This window comes from Hyalangium sp. (assembly GCF_045802625.1).
GTDB lineage: Bacteria > Myxococcota > Myxococcia > Myxococcales > Myxococcaceae > Hyalangium.
This window is the reverse complement of the sequence record NZ_JBJMQP010000113.1, coordinates 24,178-42,630: the sequence shown is the minus strand read 5'-3', so window position 1 is coordinate 42,630 and position 18,453 is coordinate 24,178. Positions and strand designations below refer to the sequence as shown.

The following is an 18,453-nucleotide window of genomic DNA, read 5'->3' as shown; positions in this document are numbered from 1 at the left end:
GACCCGCGCATGGAGCGCAGGCCGCCTCGAAAACCCCGCGTCAGGCTTCCTGTCCCACATGTCGAGTCGTGCAGGCCCGGGCCGATCCGGGCTCCGTGCGTGCCGAGCCTTCGGAAATCCATGAGCGAGAACACCCCCGATAACAACGATCCGCGTCAGCCCCTCCCGCCCCCCGCCGAGGCCGCTCGGCCCGAGCCGTCCGGCATGGACGATGACGGTGGGGATGATGAGGGCGATGAGGGCCCCGACGAGGGCGGAGAGTCCGCCGCGCCCGGCCCTGGTGGACAGCCCGGCCCCGGTGGACAACCCGGCCCGGGCGGAGGCCGCCGCCGCCGCCGCCGCCGCCGCCGCCGTGGCGCCCAGGTGCACTTCACCCCGGAAGGCCAGGCCTACCGGATGCAGCCGGGGCCGGACGGGCAGATGCAGCAGGTGTTCCTCACGCCGCAGGAGCTCCAGCAGCACCAGCAGCGCCTGGCCCAGCAGCAACAGCAGCAGCAGCAGCAACAGCAGCAGCCCCAGGGGCCGCCGCAGGGCGGACAGCGGCAGCACCACGGCGGCCAGCAGGGACAGGCCGCGCCGCAGCAGAACCTGGTGGCCGTGGAGGGCGTGCTGGACACCGAGGCCAAGGGGCCCAACGCCTTCCTGCGCCAGGTGAAGAAGAACCTGCTTCCCTCGCCGGATGACCCGGAGCTGCCGAAGAACCTGGTGCAGAAGCTGCGGCTGCGTCAGGGCCAGTACGTGAACGCGTTCGCGCAAATGCGCGGCACCAAGGGGCTCATCCAGAAGGTGGACCTGGTGGACGGCCGGCCGCTGGAAGGCGCGCCGAAGCTGCCGCACTTCGCGGATCTCACCTCGGTGGACCCGCTCGAGCGCATCAAGCTGGAGAACGGCCACAAGGAGATGGTGACGCGGGTGCTGGATCTGATCTCGCCCATCGGCAAGGGGCAGCGAGCGCTGATCGTCGCCCCGCCGAAGACGGGTAAGACGATCATGCTCCAGCGGATCGCCCAGGCGGTGATCAGCAACCACCCCGAGATGCACGTGATGGTGCTGCTCATCGACGAGCGCCCCGAGGAAGTCACGGACATGCGCCGGAGCATCAAGGCCGAGGTGCTGGCCTCGAGCTCGGACCGGCCCACGGGCGATCACCTCAAGGTGGCGGAGCTGGCGCTGGAGCGGGCCCGGCGGCTGGTGGAGGCCGGCAAGGACGTGATGATCCTGCTGGACTCAATCACCCGTTTGGCGCGTGCCTACAACAAGGAGGTGGACAGCTCGGGCCGGACGCTCACGGGCGGCGTGGACAGCCGCGCGCTGGAGCGCCCCAAGCGCATCTTCGGCGCCGCGCGAGCCACCGAGGAGGCCGGCACGCTGACCATCATCGGCACGGCGCTGATTGATACGGGCAGCCGCATGGACGAAGTGATCTTCGAGGAGTTCAAGGGCACCGGTAACTCCGAGGTGACGCTGGACCGGCTGCTGGCCGAGAAGCGCATCTTCCCGGCCATCAACATCGCCCAGTCCGGCACGCGCAAGGAGGAGAAGCTCTTCACCCTGAAGGAGTACGAGAAGGTGAAGAAGCTTCGTCAGATGCTCTTCGCGGTGAAGCCCGTCGAGGCGATGGAGGCGCTCGTCAAACGCCTCAGCCGCTACACGTACAACGACGAGTTCCTCGACGAGCTGTAGGCCTCCAGGAAGGCAACGGCCCTCCCCCCTCGCAAGGGAGAGGGCCGCCGCTTCCTTCATTCGATAGGCATCAGGCCTGGAGCGAGCCCCTCTGCACGCTCGCCTCGGGCGTGGTGGGAGTCGGGGCCATCAACGCCTCGGCCAGCTTCGCCAGCTCCGCCAGGGGGAGGCCCTTGAAGTCCACCACCGTCTTGCCCTTGTGGTTGCGCACCTGCACTCGCACGGGGTCTGCCTTGGCGAAGCGGCTCGCCACCGAGTCGCGGACCTCATCCACGAGCGCCAGATCCTCGGCCGGCAGGGGCTTGCTGGAGGCCGGCTTCCGCTTGCGCTGCAGCGCCTTGCGCATCTCATCCACGGTGCACTCGGCGAAGCGCTTGGGCGTGACGGCGCCATTGTCCGCCGGCACCTCGATGAGGGTGTCGCCCGGCTCGTGCCGGCATGACGTCAAACCTCCTCGAACCTCGTGCCGGTGGCGCCCATCTTCTCCAAGCCGACCTTGATGGCCTCGGAGACGATCAGCGGGCCGGTCCACCCCTCGCACCGAAACACTTGAGCGCTTCCCACCGTGGACTTGTCGATGCGCAGTTCGTACATGATGGAAAACTTCCCAACCTTGTGAGGCATTCCGTCCTCGGGCGCCCAACGATCGAACCGGGACGCCTGTTCATCGATACAGCGGATGAGGCGTGAGGCCACGAGGATGAGGTACTGATCCGGTTGACCCTCTACGTCCACGGGCAGCAGTTGCACGTCGTCCGGGGCCAACTCCGCGAACAGGGAGGCGACCCGGACATGGACTAACGGGACGCCCACGTTCGCTTCCGTGAAGTCCAGCGGCTGGCCAGGGATCTCTACAGGGATTCTCAAACGTTCCTGGATTTGGACAGGAGCACCCAACTTGAACTGCCGGTAGTCCACCTCGTGACCGTGACGGTCCTTCGGTGTATCGAGGTGCCAGCGGTGTGGGACATTCACATCGTCGGCGAGTCTGAAAAACCGTTCGGGCATGGGCTCCATTGAGCGCGGAGGCTACTTGGTGACGAGTTGGTTCAGTTGGGTTCCCGGGGTTGCGATCTGCTTGGCCAGTTTTCGGAGTTGACTGATCAGCGCCTCCCGGCACTCCACGACGCTTCGGCAGGTGCCCGTTGCCTCTTCCAGTGCGTCGAGGACGATCTGGTGATACCGCTCGGGGTGCGGACCATAGTGCCCTTCCAGCGGCATCTTGTTGGCCGGGTCCTCCAGCGACATCCCCGCTTTGGCGAAGATCTTCCGGAACCTCGGCGTCCACGGGCCACCACGCGAGGCGTCCTTGTCGTTGCACACGGTGGCGATGTGGTGCGTCTCGACGCAGGGCTCCTTGCCGCCCCCCGTGCCCCGTGCCGTCATGGCCACCGCGTTGGCGGCTACCGTAACGGTGACGGCCTCATCTGCCAGCGCGATCTCCTCCACCGACCCCAGGTCCGGCAGAGAGAGTCCCACCTGCTCCTCGGCCTGCACGGCCACCTGCGCCGAGCCCGGCAGCGTCTCCACCGTCGCCGCGAATCCCTGCGCCGTTTGCCCGATAGCGGCGAGCAGCAGCATGGCCACAGCCTTGGCGGCTTCTTGCCCGAGAATCCTCCCGAAGCGCTCGCCCGCCTCGCGGATCTGCTCGAAGGTGGTGGCCACCCTCACCGCCTCCATCAACTCAAACCAGCCGGCCACCAGGTCATGCAGAGTGGCGTAACCCACGTAGAGAATGACCCCTACGCCCAGCGCCGCCACCAACGCCGGAGCGACCGGATTGAGTGCCAGGATCAAGAGCATGGAGCCCAACGTCCACAGGGCCGAGTTGATCAGCGCCTGGACGTTCACCATGTCTCCCAGCGCCTTCTTCATCTCCTCCAGCACCGGGCTCTTGCTCAGGGCCATGGCCCACATGTAGCGGCCCTGCATGTCCAGGTAGCGCCCCGCCACCAGCGCTCCGCCGAGGCAGTCTCCGTAGACGCCGTGCACTCGCTGGCACCACACCCGGTAGCGCTCGGCCGTTTCTACATCCTCCTTCGTCAACGTGCCGTCCCAGTCACCCGGCCCCGCGGGCACCAGCTTCTTGTCCTTCAGCAGGTACAGGTAGTTGCCGCTCAGCGGGTCTATCTGAAACGTCCGCTCGGCCGTCTGGCGCGGGGTGCCCGTCAGCCGTGCCCGGCGCGCCAACTGCCTCAGGGCCTGTTGGAACTCCTCTTGCTCCAACTCGACGGGTTGCACCTCAACGGTGCGGGGAATGTGGAGGAAGGCCCTGTCCCGCTCCGTCTCCACGCGGACACGAGGGACTCCCGCGCAGCCGATCATCACCGCCAGGAGCAAGGGGTTGAGCCGCCACAGGATGCGCCACAGCATGGGGTAACTCTCTTCAAGGTGAGCAATGGCTGGGTACTCCAGCAGCAGAACGGCAATGCCTCACATTGAAAAGCCTCGCCCCGGCTCCTCAGACAGAGCTCAGGGCGAGGCCTGGTCAGGATGAAGCAGGAGGCGCTCGTTACGCCGCGTTGCTGCTGCTCACGGCAGGCGCGGCGTCCGCCGGAGCCTCCGGCTGCATGGCCTTCTTCAGCGGCTTGTTGAAGAGCGCGATCGCGATGCCCGCGGCGATGCCCATCACCATGAGCAGCAGGAAGAAGGCATCCTTCGACCACACCGTGTAGTACCGGCCGATGTAGCCCGAGAGGAAGTTGCCTCCCATGCTCGACAGGTACCAGATGCCCACCATCAGCGAGACGATGCGCACGGGCGCCACCTTGGTCACCAGCGACAGGCCCACGGGCGACAGGTAGAGCTCACCCACGGTCAGCAGCATGGTGCAGAAGATGGGCCAGAACAGGCTGCCCTTCCCGTCGCCAATGATGCGAGCACCGATCACCATCACGATGAAGGAGCCGCCGAGGATCACGCAGCCAATGGCCATCTTCGCCACGGAGGACGGCTCGGAGCCTTTCTTGTTCTGCCAGCGCCAGAAGATGTCGAGGAAGGGCGCGAACAGGAAGATGAAGAACGGGTTCACGGACTGGAACCACGTCGAGTGCGCCCAGGACGGCCAGATCGATTTCTCGTCCGCCCACGTCTGCATCGTGTTGCCCTGCTGCTCGTAGACGGCCCAGAAGACCACGTTGAGCAGGCACAGCGCCACGAGCGCCAACACGCGCTTCCACTCGCCGGCGGTCAGCGGCTGCTTCTCGGGCGGGGCCGCGGCCGCGGCCGCCTGGCGCTCCTGCCGCGTATCCGGCGCAAGGGTCTTCTGGCCCAGGATCTGCACCAGAAGACCAATGCACATGCCGATACCCGCGGACAGGAAGCCGTACCGCCACCCGAACACGGCCGCCAGCGTGCCGCAGATGAAGTTGCAGATGAACGCGCCGAGGTTGACGCCCATATAGAAGATGGTGAAGGCACCATCCCGGCGATTGTCCCCCGGGGGGTAGAGGCTGCCGACCTGAGTGGCGATGTTCGGCTTGAAGAAGCCGTTTCCCACGATGAGCAGCAGCAGCCCGACGAAGAACAGGTTGTCGGCCCCAAAGAGCGCGAACTGGCCGAGCGCCATGACGATGGCGCCGACATAGACCGCCCGCTTCTGCCCCAGGTAACGGTCCGCCATGAAGCCTCCGATTACGGGGGTCAGATAGACAAGGCTCGTATAAACGCCATAGAGCAGCGAAGCGTTGGGCTCGATGTTGCACTTCTGGGTGGCAATGCTCTGAAGGACGTCGGCGGCCAGGCTCGCGTTCGCGGCTTGCAGGCCCGGCAACTTCTCTGCCACGCACTGCTGAAGCGCCGCCGGGCTGATCGAGGGGAGGAGCGACTTGATGAAGCTCCAGCCGATGACCGCATCCGGGTTGCCCGCGCCGTCGTACCCCTTGCCCTGGAGCGTCTGGCGCACGGTGATGAACAGGTAGTTCACCATGTAGAGCTTCAGCAGCCCGCGCATGCCGTAGTACGAGAAGCGCTCCCACATCTCGGTCATGAAGAGGACGAAGAGACCTACGGGGTGCCCCAGAAACTGGCGCTTCGAGGCGGGTCCCTTCCATTCAGCAGGTGCAGCAGATGACATGAAGTCTCCTTGGGCCCTACGGCGTCGGGGGCGCAACTCAACACTGCCTTGCCCACCCCGGCAAGCCAGGACGACTCGGCCCCTCCTCCCACGTAGGGCGCTCCTCCGAGCGCCTCCCAGGGTGCCGAGCCGCCCCGCGTCGCGCACCGGTGGTGAACTCGTGGAGAACTCGGGCACGGCGCGGTAGCGTCCCCTGCTCTATGCGTACCTTGCCTTACCCAGCGGCGCTCGCTGTCGCCCTGCTCACCGCTTGTGCGAGCACGCCACGGACTCCGACAGAGACGGCTCCTTCCGCTCCCGTCTCCTCCGTGGCCAGAGCTCCGGCGCCGACGGCCTCGGCCGGGGGCAGCCCGGAGCAGCCGGATGTGCCCAGCGGCGCTGACGCGGCGCGTGACGCCGAGCTCCGGCGGAAGGCGGCGCCGCTCGTGGATGCGTTCACCAACTCCGAGGCGATGCTCTCGCGAGACGGCAAGCGTGTGCTCTTCACCTCGAACCGCGACGGGCTCCCGCAGATCTACGTCGCGGACGCGGCACGCCTCGATTCGCCGGCGAAGCGCCTGGTGGAGTGGCCCGAGCGCATGACCCTCTCCACGACCACGCCCGACGGTCAGTCGCTCCTCTTCCTCTCCGACAAGGGCGCGGACGAGAACTGGTCGATCTGGAAGGTGGGGCTCGACGGCTCGGCGCCCGTGGAGCTCACTCCGGGAGAGAAGCTGAACCGTGACGGCGCGTTCCTGCCCGATCTCGCACCGGACACCGTCTACTTCAGCGGCCGCCCCATGAATGAGAAGGCCTCGACGGTGTACGCCGTGCCCGCGAGCGGAGGAGCGGCCCGGGTGATCCACCGAGACGACAAGCCGGGCTACCTCACCGACGTGAGCCGTGACGGCAAGCAGGCCCTGTTCCAGCGACAGCTGTCGAACACGGACAACTCCCTCCAGCATCTGGATCTGGCGACCGGAGAGAGCCGCCCGCTGTACCCCCTGTCCGCTGGAAAGGTCAGCATCTTCGCGGCCCGGTTCTCGGCGGACGGAAAGACCGTGTACGTGGCGACGGATGGAGGGGGTGAACAGACATGGCTGCTCGCGCTCGACGCGCAGAGCGGCAAGGAGCTGGCGCGGTATGTGGAGCAGAAGCCCGCGGTGTCCCTCGTCAGCTCCATGGTGGTGGCCAAGACGGGCGATGCGATCGCGTTCGCGCTCGACGCAGGGAACCACAACGAGCTCCGGCTGCTCGATGCGCGCACGCTGAAGCCACGAGCCCCGGTCACCATGCCGCTCGGCCAGGGAGAGGTGCAGGACTTCTCCGAGGATGGCCGACAGCTCACCGCCATCTGGTCGACGCCCTCCTCGCCCACGGACGCGTGGGTGATCGACGCCAAGACAGGCAAGGAGGCTCCGTTGCGCGGCGAACCGCGTCCTTCACTGAAGGATGTTCCCGCCATCGAGGCGAGCATCGTCGAGATCCGCGCGCACGATGGGCTGACCCTGCCCATCAACGTCTACCTGCCGAAGAACCGCACGGGGAAGCTGCCGGTCATCGTCTGCTACCACGGTGGGCCCGCGAACAATTACAAGATCCGGTGGTCCGCCAATGCCGCCTTCTTCATCTCGCAGGGCTACGCGTGGGTGGAGCCGAACGTCCGCGGCTCGGAGGGGTTTGGCCGCGCGTATGAGGAGGCGGACAACGGGCCCAAGCGCCCCGAGGCCTTCAAGGACATCGAGACCACGGGCCGCTGGGCCGCCTCGCAGCCCTGGGCGGATCCCAGCCGCGTCATCATCTATGGCGGCAGCTATGGCGGCTACACCGTGCTGGTGGGGCTCACGCGCATGCCCGATCTGTGGCGCGCGGGCGTGGAGCTGTTCGGCGTGGTGAACATGAAGACCTTCATGGCCACCACCAGCGGCTACATCCGGGAGATCTTCCTGGTCGAGATGGGGGACCCCGGCAAGGACGCGGCCTTCCTCGAGTCGATCTCTCCCATCAAGGACGTGAACAAGATCGTCGATCCGCTCTTCGTCTACGCGGGAGCCAATGATCCGCGAGTGCCTCGCAGCGAGTCGGATCAGATCGTCCACGCGCTGCGGGAGCGCAAGGTCCCAGTCGAGTACATGGTCGCGGAGAACGAGGGGCACTCACTCTCGCGCAAGGAGAACCAGATCGAGTTCCTCGCACGGGCGGCGCGGTTCCTGGAGCAGCACGCGGGCCCGACGCAGTCCTCACAGCCGTGAGCGGGGCCCGGCGCATCGCCGCGCTCGTCGCCGTGCTGCCACTCGGGCTGTCTCTGGGCTGCATGTCGACGCCGATTCTCAAGTACAGCCTCGATGTCCCCGCCCAGACGCTGATCGTCCCCGGGGCACCGCCGGTGCGAGATGGGCGCCCGCGCTTCCGCGAGCTCTTCTGCGCGTTGATCGCCCGAGAGCCGGGAGACCGTACACGGCCCTGTGACTCGGGGCTCCACCGCTTGAGCGATGAGGCTGACACAGCGCGTCTTGTGCGGCCCCTGCCCGCTCATGATTCGAAGCTGGCGGTGCTCTTCGTGCCCGGGCTGCTCGGCGAGTGTGCGTACGGGCTTGCTCCTCCCTTCGAGTCCACCGTGAAGCGCTTGCGGAACCTGGGCTATGACGCTCGGGTCTCCCAGGTGAATGCCGCCTCGACCAGCCGTGCCAATGCCGAACGTCTCGCCCAGGAGATCGAGACGATGGGCTCGGAGCATCTCGTGCTCATCGGCCATGCCCGGGGCGCCGTGGACATCCTGGAGCTCCTCGTGACGAAGCCCACCGTGGCCTCGCGAGTGGAGGCCGTGCTGAGCGTGGCCGGCGCCATCAACGGCTCTCCGCTCGCGAGCGACTCCACGGGGGCCGGCCTGCTCTTCTCTCGCGGGGACAACACGCGGTGCACCCTGGGCGAGCGCGAGGCCCTGTCGGACCTGAGCCCCGCCCACCGCCTGCGCTGGCTCATGGCCCATCCGCTGCCCGAGCGGCCCCGGTACTTCTCGCTCGTGGCCTTCGCGCCCCTCTCGGAGATCACCCCGCCGCTGCGGCCCCGCGCCGCCGCGCTGTCGCGGATCGATCCGCGCAACGATGGCCTGCTCCCGTTCTTCGATCAGGTGATCCCGGGCTCGGAGCTGCTCGGCTATGCGAACGCTGACCACTGGTCCATTGCCACCGAGCCGTTGGGGACAGCTCAGGGTTCCCCGGTCCCCCGGGACGTGTTGATCGAAGCGGCGCTCCTGCGCATCTCCGAGGTGCTCGCCAGCGAGGCCACGAGATGAGCCTCCTGTCGCTCTCCTTCGTGGCCGCTCTCGCCGGCCTCATGCTGGGGCTCGCGAGCTGCGCCTCCCCGCTCCTCGAGTACCGCGCCTCCGACGTCCCCCCGCTGCAGCTCGCCGTGGTGGGACAGCCCTCCGTGCATGATGGGCGGGCTCGCTTCCGGACGATCTTCTGCGGGCTTGCCCGTGAGCGCTCTCCCGAAGCGGACTGCGAGAAGCTGCTCGCCCACTTCGCCAACGAGCCTGGAGTGACAGGCGATGCTCCGCTGCCCCAGCATGACCCGCGCCTGCGCATCCTCCTCGTCCCAGGGGGCTTCGCGGAGTGCTTCAAGGACGCGGAGCTCTTCCCGGAGGCCCTGCCCCGGCTCCACGCGCTGGGCTACTCGGTGGACACGGTGCCCATCAGTGGACGCTCGAGCAGCGCCTTCAACGCCTGGCGCATCGCCGTGGCGGTCGCGCACACGCCGGTCCCTCCCGACGGGCGGCTCGTGCTCATGGGCTACTCGAAGGGCATCGTGGACATCCTCGAGTTCCTGAGCCAGTACCCGAGCCTCGCCCCCCGAGTGCACGCCGTGGTCAGCATCGCGGGCAGCGTGAATGGCTCGCCGGCCGCCAACCGCTACACCTTCGTCTACCAGGCCATGAAGGACTGGCCCATCAAAGGCTGTCCCCCGGGCGATCGCGGCGTCGCCGTGGATCTGCAGCGCGAGCCGAGGATGCGGTGGCTGGCGCGGCACCGGCTGCCGGAGAACATCCGCTACTTCTCGATTGCCTCCATCGCCCCTGACGAGGAGAGCGCTCGCGCGATGGGCCTCATGAAGGCCCCGCTGAACTACGTCGATCCGCTCAACGATGGCCAGTTGCTCTTCTATGACCAACTGCTGCCGGGGAGCGAGCTGCTCGGCTACGTGCGCGCCGACCACTGGGCGGTCGCCCTGCCCTTGCAGGACCGGTGGCCCGTGCTGGCGGGCAACCCGGCGGGAGCGCACTTCCCGCGCGACCTGATGCTGGAGGCCATCGTGCTCCGCATGGCCGAGGACCTGCGCGACGGCTCCTGACAGGAGCCCCGAGATTTCGTAGGCTGCGGACATGCTCCAGGGCTCGGGCCGCTGCCACTACCACCCGGATCGCGCGGGGCTCGGCATCTGCGTCGAGTGCCGGCGGGTCATCTGCCGCGAGTGCACCACCCAGTTCGAGGGCATCAACCGCTGCGCGAGCTGCCTCGAGAAGCGCCTCAAGGTGCTGGAGGGGCCCGCGGCGCGCAAGGACTGGTCGGTGGGAAACGTGGTGCTCGCGCTGATGAGCGGGGCCATCGTCTATGGCGGGTTCCGCCTGCTGGCCCAACTGGTGGAGCGCTGAATGGCCGTCTCTGCTCTCGAGCTGCGCCCCCGGGGCGCCGTCGCCATCCTGGATGCGGCCTTGCGGCTGTGCTCGCGCAACACCGGCGTGTGGGCGCTGACGCTGCCCGGAGGGGCGCTCGTCACCGCGGCGGTTCTCCATGGAGCGGACGCGGTGACGCACCGCCGCGCGCTGGCGCTGCCCACGCTGTGGCTCACGCTCGCGTGGCTCGCCCGCGGAGTGTTCCAGGGCGCCACCTGCCACTACGTCCAGGAGCTGCTCCTTGGACAGAAGGAGCCCGGCGTGCTCTCCAGCCTCCGCGCCGCGCTGGCCCGGATGCCCAGCCTCATCATCGCGGCGGGCTTCCTGCTCGTCTTCAACGCCGTCACCATCACCTTCTCGCTGGGGGTTGCGTTCTTCCTGCTCTCGGCGCACCTCGTCGGCTACGCCGCGACGATGCAGGGCCGAGGCAGTCCCCTGCGGCTCTACGGCTTGTGCTCGCGGCTGCTCGGTCCGGCGCGGGGCACCGCCGCGGGGGTGCGGCTGATGCTGCTCGTGCAGGTGCTCACCTTCTTCAACCTCCACATCGCCATCAACGTCCTGCTCATGCTGGGCCGGAAGCTGCTGGCCATCGACTTCACCTTCGCCGAGCGCTTTGCCTCGCTCGACAACCCGCCGTGGCTGATCTTCCTGGCCGCCCTCACCTTCACCCTCTTCGAGCCCATCAAGGCCGCCTCCGCCACGCTGCTCTTGGTTGATGGGCGCGTGCGCCAGGAGGGGTTGGATCTGCTCGCGTCCGTCCAGCAGCTCCCCGCTCGGGGCAAGGCCCGCGCGGTCCAGAGCGCGGCGCTCATCTTCCTGTGCGTCCTCTTCGGCGGGACGGCGGCGCGGGCGGAAGAGGCGGAGAGCATCCCTCGCCCGGAGCTGCACCAGCGCCTGAAGGCGGTGGCCCACCAGTGCGAGTACTCAGGCGCCGAGCTGAAGGCGGGGCTCGAGGCCGTGGACTCGTTGAGCGACGCCGAGGCGGCCAAGCTCCAGCGCCTGCTGCGCACCGTGGAGTATCAGGCCCACCACACCGAGGACTGCGAGGTCACCACGGCGACGCTGAAGCAGGGGCTGGCGCAGGCTCGGGAGACGGCGAAGCTCGAGCAGGCCGCGCCGAACGCTCGGGCGGCCTCGGCGCGGGCTCGGGACATCCTCTCCCGGCCGGAGTTCTCCGAGGCGCCCTCCGTGGACAAGGAGAAGGAGGAGCCGGAGGCCACCGTGCCGCCGGAGCCTCCGGGCTGGTGGAAGCGCTTCATGGACTGGCTGGGAGAGCTGCTCAAGAAGCTCTTCAAACGGAAGGATGATCCCATCCGGCCCTCGGCCTTCTCGGATGCCAGCGGCGCGGGCGCGGCCAACGTGCTGGTGGTGCTCGTCATCGGGCTGGTGCTGGCGGTGCTGGCCGCCGTGCTGCTGCGAGCCCTGGGCAAGCGGCAACAGGAGGAGAGCGCCCAGTTGGAGGTGAGCACGCTGGACTCCCAGGCGCTCGCGCAGGATCCCATGAGCGCCCTGGCCCGCCCGCCCGAGGGCTGGGCCCACCTCGCCGACGAGCTGGCCGCCAAGGGCGAGTACCGCGAGGCGGTGCGCAGCCTCTACCTGGCGCTGCTGTCCCGCCTGCACCGCGAGGGCGCCATCCTCTACGACTCGACCCTGAGCAACTGGGACTACCTGCGCCAGTTCAAGGGCCGCCGCGAGTGGCTGCCCCCCTTCCGCGAGCTGACGCGCCGCTTCGACTTCACCTGGTACGGCAACCTGCACGTGGGGCCGGACGGCTACCGCGACTTCCGCGCCCTCACCGAGCCGCTGCTCACCGCCCCCGTGCAGCCGGAGGCCGCCGGTGCGTGACCGTTTCCCGATGCTCATGGTGGGGGGCCTGCTGTTCTCCGTCATCCTCGGCAGCTTCCTGCTGCGCGGAGCCTCTCGCGGTGGCTTCGCGGACACCCTGTCCACCTACCGCTCCTCGGAGAACGGCGCGCGGGCGCTCTACCTGCTCGCCCAGGAGAGCGGGCTGCCCGTCATCCGGCGCTCCGCGGATCTCCAGATCCTGGATGAGAAGTCCAGCGCCGCGGTGGTCCTGCTCGCGGTGGAGGTGGAGGGCGCGCGAGAGGATGATCCAGACGAGACGCTGCTGGCCGAGGAGCGCGACGCCGGCGTGGCCGACGAGGACGTGCCCCACGAGGGCTTCAACGCCCTGCAAGCCACCGAGCTGAGCGCCACCGAGCGGGAGAAGCTGCTCTCGCACGTGAAGGCCGGACACGCGCTGATCTACGTGCCGTGGGGCTCTCGGGAGAACCCGCTGCTGGACGCCCTGGGGGTGAAGCTCTCCAAGGTGGAGACCACGCTGCCCATGCGTACGCTCGTGCCGCCCATGCCCACGCCGTACACGCTGGGCGTGGAGCGCGTGGAGGCCAAGGTGCAGGCGCTGCTGAAGCTGCCCTCGGACGCCGTGCCGGTGCTGCAGGATGCCCAGTTCGAGCGCCCCGTGGCCGCGGTGGTGCCATACGGCCTGGGCAAGGTGCTGGTGGTGGGCGCCCCCGAGCTGGCGATGAACCAGGCGCTCGCGCGAGCCGACAACGCCCAGTTCTGGCTGAGCGCTTTTCACGCCCTGAGCTCCGGCCCGTACGAGTTCAGCGAGTACCACCACGGCTTCACCAACGAGCGCTCCATCGTGGACTTCGCCAAGCGCTACGGCCTGCACTTCGCCGTGGCGCAGCTGCTGCTGGGCGTGGCGCTGTGGTCCGTGTCGCTCAAGCGCTTCGGCCGGCCGCACCCGCCGCCCGAGTCCGCCCGCGTGGGCGCCACAGACGCCCTGTTCGCCATGAGCCGCCTCTACCGCGAGGGCCGCCACCACGCCTTCGCCGCGGGGCTCATCGCCAAGGGGCTGACGCAGGAGCTGGCGCTGTACTCCGGGCTGCCCGCGCACGCGCAGCCTGCCGCCGTCGCCGAGGGGCTGCTGGCTCGAGGCCGGGAGGATCTCTCCCAGGGCCTGCGCGCCATCGTCCGCCGCGCCGAGGAGTCGCAGAGCGACAAGGATCTCCAGCAGCTGGCCGCGCGCGCCGCGGAGCTGCGCAACCGCATCCACCCCACCGGGCTCAAGCGAGTGCCCGCCGTATCCGCCGAGGAGTCATGAACGTCCCTCCCGTCCCCGCCCCTTCCTTCAACCTTCCGGGCAACGCGGTGCAGACCGCCAACGCCATCCGCGAGGGCGTGCTGAGCGAGGTGCGCAAGGCCGTCGTCGGCCAGGACGAGGCGCTGGAGCTGATGCTCTGCGGCCTCATCGCCGGCGGCCACGTGCTGCTGGAGGGCGTGCCCGGCGTGGCCAAGACGCTGATGGCCAAGGCCCTGGCGCGCAGCGTCAGCTCGGACTTCAAGCGCATCCAGTTCACGCCGGACCTGATGCCCGCGGACATCCTGGGCACCAGCGTGTTCGACTTGAAGTCGCAGTCCTTCGTGCTGGTGCGAGGCCCCATCTTCACGGACCTGCTGCTGGCGGACGAGATCAACCGCGCCCCGGCCAAGACGCAGTCCGCGCTGCTGGAGGCGATGCAGGAGCGCGCCGTGTCGCTGGAGGGCCGCAACATCACCCTCTCGCCGCTGTTCACGGTGTTCGCCACGCAGAACCCCGTGGAGTCCGAGGGCACCTACCCGCTGCCCGAGGCCCAGCTGGACCGCTTCCTGTTCAAGATCGAGGTGGGCTACCCCGCCCCCGAGGAGGAGGACGCCATCCTCGCCTCGGTGCACCGCGGCTTCGACGCGGGAGATCTGGCCCGCGCGGGCGTGGGCGCGGCGGTGACGAAGGACGGGCTGATGGGGGCGCGCACGGCGCTCAACGAGGTGACGGTGGAGCCGCCGGTGCTCGCGTATATCCGCAAGCTGGTGTCGGCCACGCGCTCGTCGAGCCGCATCCGCCTGGGCGCGGGGCCTCGCGCCGGGGTGCACCTGCTGATGGCGGCCAAGGCGCTCGCCGCGCTGCGTGGACGGGGGTTCGTCACTCCGGATGACGTGCGCTTCCTGGCGGGCCCCGTGCTCAAGCACCGGCTGCTGCTGTCGCCGGACGCGGAGCTGGATGGCGCCACCCCCTCGGACGTGCTGCGCGAGGTGGTGCAGTCCGTCGAGGTCCCCCGGTGATTCCCACCACGCGCCTGTGGGCGCTGCTCGCCCTGCTGGCGCTGCCCATGATGGCGGCGGGCTTCTTTCCGGGGCTGGGCGGGCTCGTGCTGGCGCTGGACCTGTTGGTGGTAGGGCTGGCCGCGGTGGATTACATCCTGGCCCGCCGCGTGCGGCTCGAGGTGCACCGGCACCTGCCCCAGAAGCTGTCCGTGGGTGTGGCCAACCGGGTGGAGGTGCAGCTCATCCACCGCTCACGGCAGGCCGTGCAGGTGCGGGTGCGGGACGACGTGCCGGACGCCTTCAGCGCCACGCCCGAGGAGGCCCCGCTGAGCCTCCCGCCCGAGAGCCAGACGCGCTGGGTGTACCGGGTGGCGCCCTCGAAGCGAGGCAAGTTCAGCTTCGGGGACGTGCACGTGCGGGTGCAGGGACCGATGGGGCTCGTCTTCCACGAGCGCGCGTACAAGGCGGCGCAGGGGGCCTCGGTGTTTCCGGATCTGCGCGGGGCCAGCCGGCTGCTGCTCTCCGGCGCGGCGTTGGATCTGGTGAACCTGGGCCTGCGCCAGCTCCGGCGGGATGGCCGGGGCAGCGAGTTCGCCCGCCTGCGCGACTACGCCCAGGGAGACTCAGTGCGCGAGGTGGACTGGAAGGCCACCGCCCGCAGAGGCAAGCCCGTCACCCGGGTCATGGAGTCCGAGCGCTCTCAGTCGCTGCTCATCTGCGTGGATGCGGGGCGCTCCATGGCCGCGCAGGTGGATGGGCTGACCAAGCTGGATCACGCGGTGAACGCGGCGCTCTTCCTGGCGTTCGTGGCGGTGCGCAATGGGGACCGGGTGGGGCTGGTGGTCTTCGCGGACGGAGTGAAGACGTACCTGCCACCGGCGGCGGGGCGTGGGCAGTACCGGAAGATCGTGGACGCGCTCTACTCGGCCAGCCCGAGCCTCACCTACGTGGACTACCTGGCGCTCTTCAAGGAGCTGAACCTCCGGCTCACGCGGCGCAGCCTGCTGTGCGTCTTCACGGACTTCCTCGACGAGGAGCAGGCCTCGACGATGATCGATCCGCTGCACCGGCTGGCGCGCCGCCACGTGCCGCTGTGCCTCTCGGTGAAGGACACGGCGCTGCTGGGCCTGCTGCGCCAGCCACCGCCGGGTCCGGAGGAGGCCTTCCAGCAAGCGGTGGCCTCCGAGCTGCTCGCGGACCGAGAGACGCTCAAGGCCCGGGTGAGCATGGGCGGGGTGCAGATGATCGACGTGCAGCCAGACGAGCTGAGCCTGGCTGCCGTCAACCGCTACCTCGACATCAAGGCGCGCGGAGTGCTGTAGCAGGCACGGCAGCTCGAATCTGGAGGACAGGACATCCCATGACTGCTCGCCTGAGCATGGCGGTGCAGCTGCTGATGCTGCTCACCGCGTGCACCCCCGCGCACGTGATACGCCTCGACACGGGCCAAGGGACACCCCGAGAGTACAAGCCCCCCACCTGGAACAACTCCGTGCAGGTGGGCGCGAATGACTTCGAGCAAGCGCTGACGCGGCTGGTGCTAGAGATACCCCTGAGCCTCCGCCCTGTTTCGCAAGGCCGGCTGGTGCGAGCCTCCTACCCCACCAACGACGCGGATGCCCGCTGGCAGAGCCTCATGCGCAAGAGCTTCGGCGGGTTCTGCAAGCCAGGCCAGCGTCGGGAGGACTGCCTCTCGCTACTCGACGACGCCATGGGCTTGAGTCAGTGGGACAAACTGGGCGCGGCCCTGGGCCTGTCGTTCGAGCCCCTGAAAGAGAGCATCTCCAAGGCAGTGGAGAACACCCTGGCACCCCAGCTCTTCTACACGGTGATTGCCACGGGGCTGGTGACCTGGGTCGTCCTCGCGGCCAACCCCGAGCCCGTGTTCACCAAGGCAGCAGCCATCGTCTCTGCGCTGATGCTGATCTGGCTGGGGGTGGAGACCTTCCTGGAGATGGTGGATGCGAGCAGGGAGCTGAAGCGAGCCACCGACAAAGCCACCACCATCGAAGAGTTGGAGCAAGCCGGCCAGCGCTTCGCGAACCGGGTGGGACCGCAGGTGGCCCGCGTCTTCGTCCTCGCGGTAACGGTGGTGGTGAGCCAGGGCATGGCCGGGGGCGCCGCGCTGCTGGCCTCACGGCTGTCGATGCTGCCCAGCTTCTCGGAGGCAGCAGCGCTGGGAGCCTCGCAACTGGGCATCCGACTGGGCAACGTAGGCCAGGTAAGCACGGTGGCTGTGGCCGAAGGCAACCTCGCCATCACTCTGGCTCCCACGGCGGTGGCAATGGCCGCCCGGAGTACAACTGGTGGAGGAGCAACAGCTGGAGTCGGTCCTACCGGATTCAGATCCTGGGGCTCATTCAGTGGGTTGAAGAATGCCCTGGGCCCGGCAGGGGAAGGGATGCAGTGGCACCACATCGTCGAGCAGACGCCGAGCAACGTGGAGCGCTTCGGTCCCCATGCCATTCACAACACCGAGAACGTCATCCCGCTGGAAGAAGGGCTGCACAACCGCGTGAGCGCGTTCTATTCAAGAAAGAACTTGAGAATTACGGGTACGACCGACTTGACCGTGCGCCAATGGCTGAGCACGCAATCATACGAGGCACAGCGTGCATTCGGGCTCAAGGTCATCGAGAACATTCAGAAGGGGATCTGGTGATGACCCTGGAGGAACTCGTCGAGCAATTTGCCTACCACGTTCAAGCCGAGACCGAGGCAGGCTGGCGGGGAGACGTCAAGGCTGCGGACAAGCACGTCAAGAAGTACACGGCTGCGTTCAAGAAGCTCCGCGACCATGGCAATGCGGGGCGAGATGCACTGGCTGTTCTTCTCGAGCACCCGCGCATGGATGTCAGGGTCACGGCAGCGGCCTGCTTGCTCCGCCACCGCACGGCGGAGGCCAAGAGGGTTCTTGAAGAGGCCGCCAAGGGCGAGGGAATGATTCCTTTCGAGGCCCAGCAAGCCCTGCAGCGGTGGGAGGAAGGTACCTGGGCGTTGGATCCAGAATAGCCCCCTGGGCAGCCAGACGAGCTGAGCCTGGCTGCCGTCCACCGCTACCTCGATATCAGGGCGCGTGGAGTGCTGTAGCCGCGTGGGAAGCCTCACCGACACGGCTGAAACTCGGAACGGCATTCAGGACCGGGGGCTGAGCCAGCAGCTTCCGGCGCCGCTCCTCACGGAGGGGCTCGAGGCTCTCGCGGATGGCTTCCGCCACCCCCTCCAGTTCCTCCACCGTGAGATGACTCAAGGTGATCTGGAGCTTCCCCTGGCGAACGCGCGCGTTCGCGAAGGGAGCGGACTCACCGAACCGCTTCGCCAGGCCATCCCGGAGGACCTGCAGGCAGTGCAGCTCCGCGCGAGGAGCCTCCCCCGAGTCCGGAGCCGGGGGAAGACCGCCGGTCAGCGATCGCCCAAGCTCATCCCGGGTGCATCGAGCAAAAGGCTTCTGCGGCGCGGGGCCATCGGCGCCGGGGACCCGGATCAACATCAGCCCTGGATCCTTCCCCGACACAGAGACCTTGCGCTTCCGGGCGTAGGCCAGCAGGAGCCGCAAGGAGCGCATGCCGTACTTCCTGCAGACCGCTTCCGGGAACTCCCGGGCCACCATGCCGAACTCGGCCAGGACCGAGCCCGAGAACGCTTTGAGCCACGAGCTGAGATACCTTCGCGCGCTCTCTTCCGTGCGAGCCCCCGCCAGGCCCTGGTCCACCACGCGATTGAAGATGCGGCCAATGTGGTAGTGCTCAGCGTTGGCCTGGGCCTCGTGCTTCAAGATCATGACTCGCGCCTCCGCCAGGGTGGAGGGCACTGCCGTCGTCTCGGTTCCGTTCGTTCCTGCCATGCGCTGCTCCCGTTAGCGCCACTGGATTGTGGCGAGACGGGCACAGAGCAGGACTCGGGCCAGAACGAAGCCCCGGAAATTCAATGGCTT

At 68.2% G+C, this 18,453-nt stretch carries 16 protein-coding genes; 11 read left to right on the top strand and 5 right to left on the bottom strand.

Annotated features, from left to right (window positions below; translation table 11 throughout):
• The first annotated feature begins 120 nt into the window (after positions 1-120).
• Complete coding sequence (rho, locus tag ACJ8AT_RS20865; protein ID WP_407739537.1) at positions 121-1,683, top strand: transcription termination factor Rho; 1,563 nt, start codon at positions 121-123, stop codon at positions 1,681-1,683.
• Between the two features lie 70 nt (positions 1,684-1,753).
• Here the strand turns inward: rho and ACJ8AT_RS20860 are convergent, their stop codons facing one another.
• The 4 genes from ACJ8AT_RS20860 to ACJ8AT_RS20845 all read right to left on the bottom strand — a co-directional run bounded on the left by ACJ8AT_RS20860 (position 1,754) and on the right by ACJ8AT_RS20845 (position 5,671).
• A complete protein-coding gene (locus tag ACJ8AT_RS20860; protein WP_407739536.1) occupies positions 1,754-2,131 on the bottom strand; it encodes a hypothetical protein in 378 nt (125 codons plus the stop codon).
• Positions 2,128-2,691, bottom strand: a complete 564-nt coding sequence (locus tag ACJ8AT_RS20855) for an imm11 family protein (RefSeq protein ID WP_407739584.1) — start codon at positions 2,689-2,691, stop codon at positions 2,128-2,130. Before ACJ8AT_RS20855 ends, ACJ8AT_RS20860 begins: the two co-directional genes overlap by 4 nt.
• A 21-nt stretch (positions 2,692-2,712) precedes the next feature.
• The gene (locus tag ACJ8AT_RS20850) at positions 2,713-4,056 is read right to left on the bottom strand and encodes an AHH domain-containing protein (RefSeq protein WP_407739535.1); all 1,344 of its coding nucleotides are present in this window, start codon (positions 4,054-4,056) and stop codon (positions 2,713-2,715) included.
• A 139-nt stretch (positions 4,057-4,195) separates the two neighbouring features.
• Positions 4,196-5,671, bottom strand: coding sequence for a peptide MFS transporter (locus ACJ8AT_RS20845; RefSeq protein ID WP_407739534.1), 1,476 nt, complete (start codon positions 5,669-5,671; stop codon positions 4,196-4,198).
• A gap of 395 nt (positions 5,672-6,066) precedes the next feature.
• Here ACJ8AT_RS20845 and ACJ8AT_RS20840 point away from each other — a divergent pair, with 395 nt between their 5' ends.
• From ACJ8AT_RS20840 to ACJ8AT_RS20795, 10 genes are read left to right on the top strand one after another with little or no spacing between them, the layout of a single operon-like run.
• Positions 6,067-7,989 (top strand): prolyl oligopeptidase family serine peptidase, encoded by a 1,923-nt coding sequence (locus ACJ8AT_RS20840; protein ID WP_407739533.1) that lies wholly within the window; start codon positions 6,067-6,069, stop codon positions 7,987-7,989.
• Positions 7,986-9,032 (top strand): hypothetical protein, encoded by a 1,047-nt coding sequence (locus tag ACJ8AT_RS20835; protein WP_407739532.1) that lies wholly within the window; start codon positions 7,986-7,988, stop codon positions 9,030-9,032. Before ACJ8AT_RS20840 ends, ACJ8AT_RS20835 begins: the two co-directional genes overlap by 4 nt.
• On the top strand, positions 9,029-10,087 hold the full coding sequence (locus ACJ8AT_RS20830) for a hypothetical protein (RefSeq protein WP_407739531.1): 1,059 nt from the start codon (positions 9,029-9,031) through the stop codon (positions 10,085-10,087). The genes ACJ8AT_RS20835 and ACJ8AT_RS20830 overlap by 4 nt, the downstream gene beginning before the upstream one ends.
• A 31-nt stretch (positions 10,088-10,118) precedes the next feature.
• Positions 10,119-10,388 carry a hypothetical protein gene (locus ACJ8AT_RS20825; protein WP_407739530.1) on the top strand — a complete coding sequence of 90 codons (270 nt, stop codon included), beginning with the start codon at positions 10,119-10,121 and terminating at the stop codon, positions 10,386-10,388.
• The gene (locus tag ACJ8AT_RS20820) at positions 10,389-12,254 is read left to right on the top strand and encodes a DUF4129 domain-containing protein (protein WP_407739529.1); all 1,866 of its coding nucleotides are present in this window, start codon (positions 10,389-10,391) and stop codon (positions 12,252-12,254) included.
• The gene (locus ACJ8AT_RS20815) at positions 12,247-13,539 is read left to right on the top strand and encodes a DUF4350 domain-containing protein (protein WP_407739528.1); all 1,293 of its coding nucleotides are present in this window, start codon (positions 12,247-12,249) and stop codon (positions 13,537-13,539) included. Before ACJ8AT_RS20820 ends, ACJ8AT_RS20815 begins: the two co-directional genes overlap by 8 nt.
• Positions 13,536-14,537 carry an AAA family ATPase gene (locus tag ACJ8AT_RS20810; RefSeq protein WP_407739527.1) on the top strand — a complete coding sequence of 334 codons (1,002 nt, stop codon included), beginning with the start codon at positions 13,536-13,538 and terminating at the stop codon, positions 14,535-14,537. Before ACJ8AT_RS20815 ends, ACJ8AT_RS20810 begins: the two co-directional genes overlap by 4 nt.
• Entirely contained in the window at positions 14,534-15,841 is a 1,308-nt protein-coding gene (locus tag ACJ8AT_RS20805; protein WP_407739526.1) for a DUF58 domain-containing protein, read from the top strand. The genes ACJ8AT_RS20810 and ACJ8AT_RS20805 overlap by 4 nt, the downstream gene beginning before the upstream one ends.
• 38 nt (positions 15,842-15,879) lie before the next feature.
• A complete protein-coding gene (locus ACJ8AT_RS20800; RefSeq protein WP_407739525.1) occupies positions 15,880-17,181 on the top strand; it encodes a hypothetical protein in 1,302 nt (433 codons plus the stop codon).
• A complete protein-coding gene (locus tag ACJ8AT_RS20795; protein ID WP_407739583.1) occupies positions 17,181-17,531 on the top strand; it encodes a DUF2019 domain-containing protein in 351 nt (116 codons plus the stop codon). Before ACJ8AT_RS20800 ends, ACJ8AT_RS20795 begins: the two co-directional genes overlap by 1 nt.
• 55 nt (positions 17,532-17,586) lie before the next feature.
• Here the strand turns inward: ACJ8AT_RS20795 and ACJ8AT_RS20790 are convergent, their stop codons facing one another.
• Complete coding sequence (locus tag ACJ8AT_RS20790; protein WP_407739524.1) at positions 17,587-18,363, bottom strand: hypothetical protein; 777 nt, start codon at positions 18,361-18,363, stop codon at positions 17,587-17,589.
• Between the last annotated feature and the right edge of the window lie 90 nt (positions 18,364-18,453).

Bases quoted from the DNA above. Each gene is read 5' to 3' on its own strand.
- ACJ8AT_RS20795 (WP_407739583.1), top strand. From the start codon at position 17,181: ATGACCCTGGAGGAACTCGTCGAGCAATTTGCCTACCACGTTCAAGCC.
- ACJ8AT_RS20820 (WP_407739529.1), top strand. From the start codon at position 10,389: ATGGCCGTCTCTGCTCTCGAGCTGCGCCCCCGGGGCGCCGTCGCCATC.
- ACJ8AT_RS20855 (WP_407739584.1), bottom strand. From the start codon at position 2,691: ATGCCCGAACGGTTTTTCAGACTCGCCGACGATGTGAATGTCCCACAC.
- ACJ8AT_RS20845 (WP_407739534.1), bottom strand. From the start codon at position 5,671: ATGACCGAGATGTGGGAGCGCTTCTCGTACTACGGCATGCGCGGGCTG.
- ACJ8AT_RS20790 (WP_407739524.1), bottom strand. From the start codon at position 18,363: ATGGCAGGAACGAACGGAACCGAGACGACGGCAGTGCCCTCCACCCTG.
- ACJ8AT_RS20850 (WP_407739535.1), bottom strand. From the start codon at position 4,056: ATGCTGTGGCGCATCCTGTGGCGGCTCAACCCCTTGCTCCTGGCGGTG.
- ACJ8AT_RS20830 (WP_407739531.1), top strand. From the start codon at position 9,029: ATGAGCCTCCTGTCGCTCTCCTTCGTGGCCGCTCTCGCCGGCCTCATG.
- ACJ8AT_RS20810 (WP_407739527.1), top strand. From the start codon at position 13,536: ATGAACGTCCCTCCCGTCCCCGCCCCTTCCTTCAACCTTCCGGGCAAC.
- ACJ8AT_RS20825 (WP_407739530.1), top strand. From the start codon at position 10,119: ATGCTCCAGGGCTCGGGCCGCTGCCACTACCACCCGGATCGCGCGGGG.
- ACJ8AT_RS20800 (WP_407739525.1), top strand. From the start codon at position 15,880: ATGACTGCTCGCCTGAGCATGGCGGTGCAGCTGCTGATGCTGCTCACC.
- rho (WP_407739537.1), top strand. From the start codon at position 121: ATGAGCGAGAACACCCCCGATAACAACGATCCGCGTCAGCCCCTCCCG.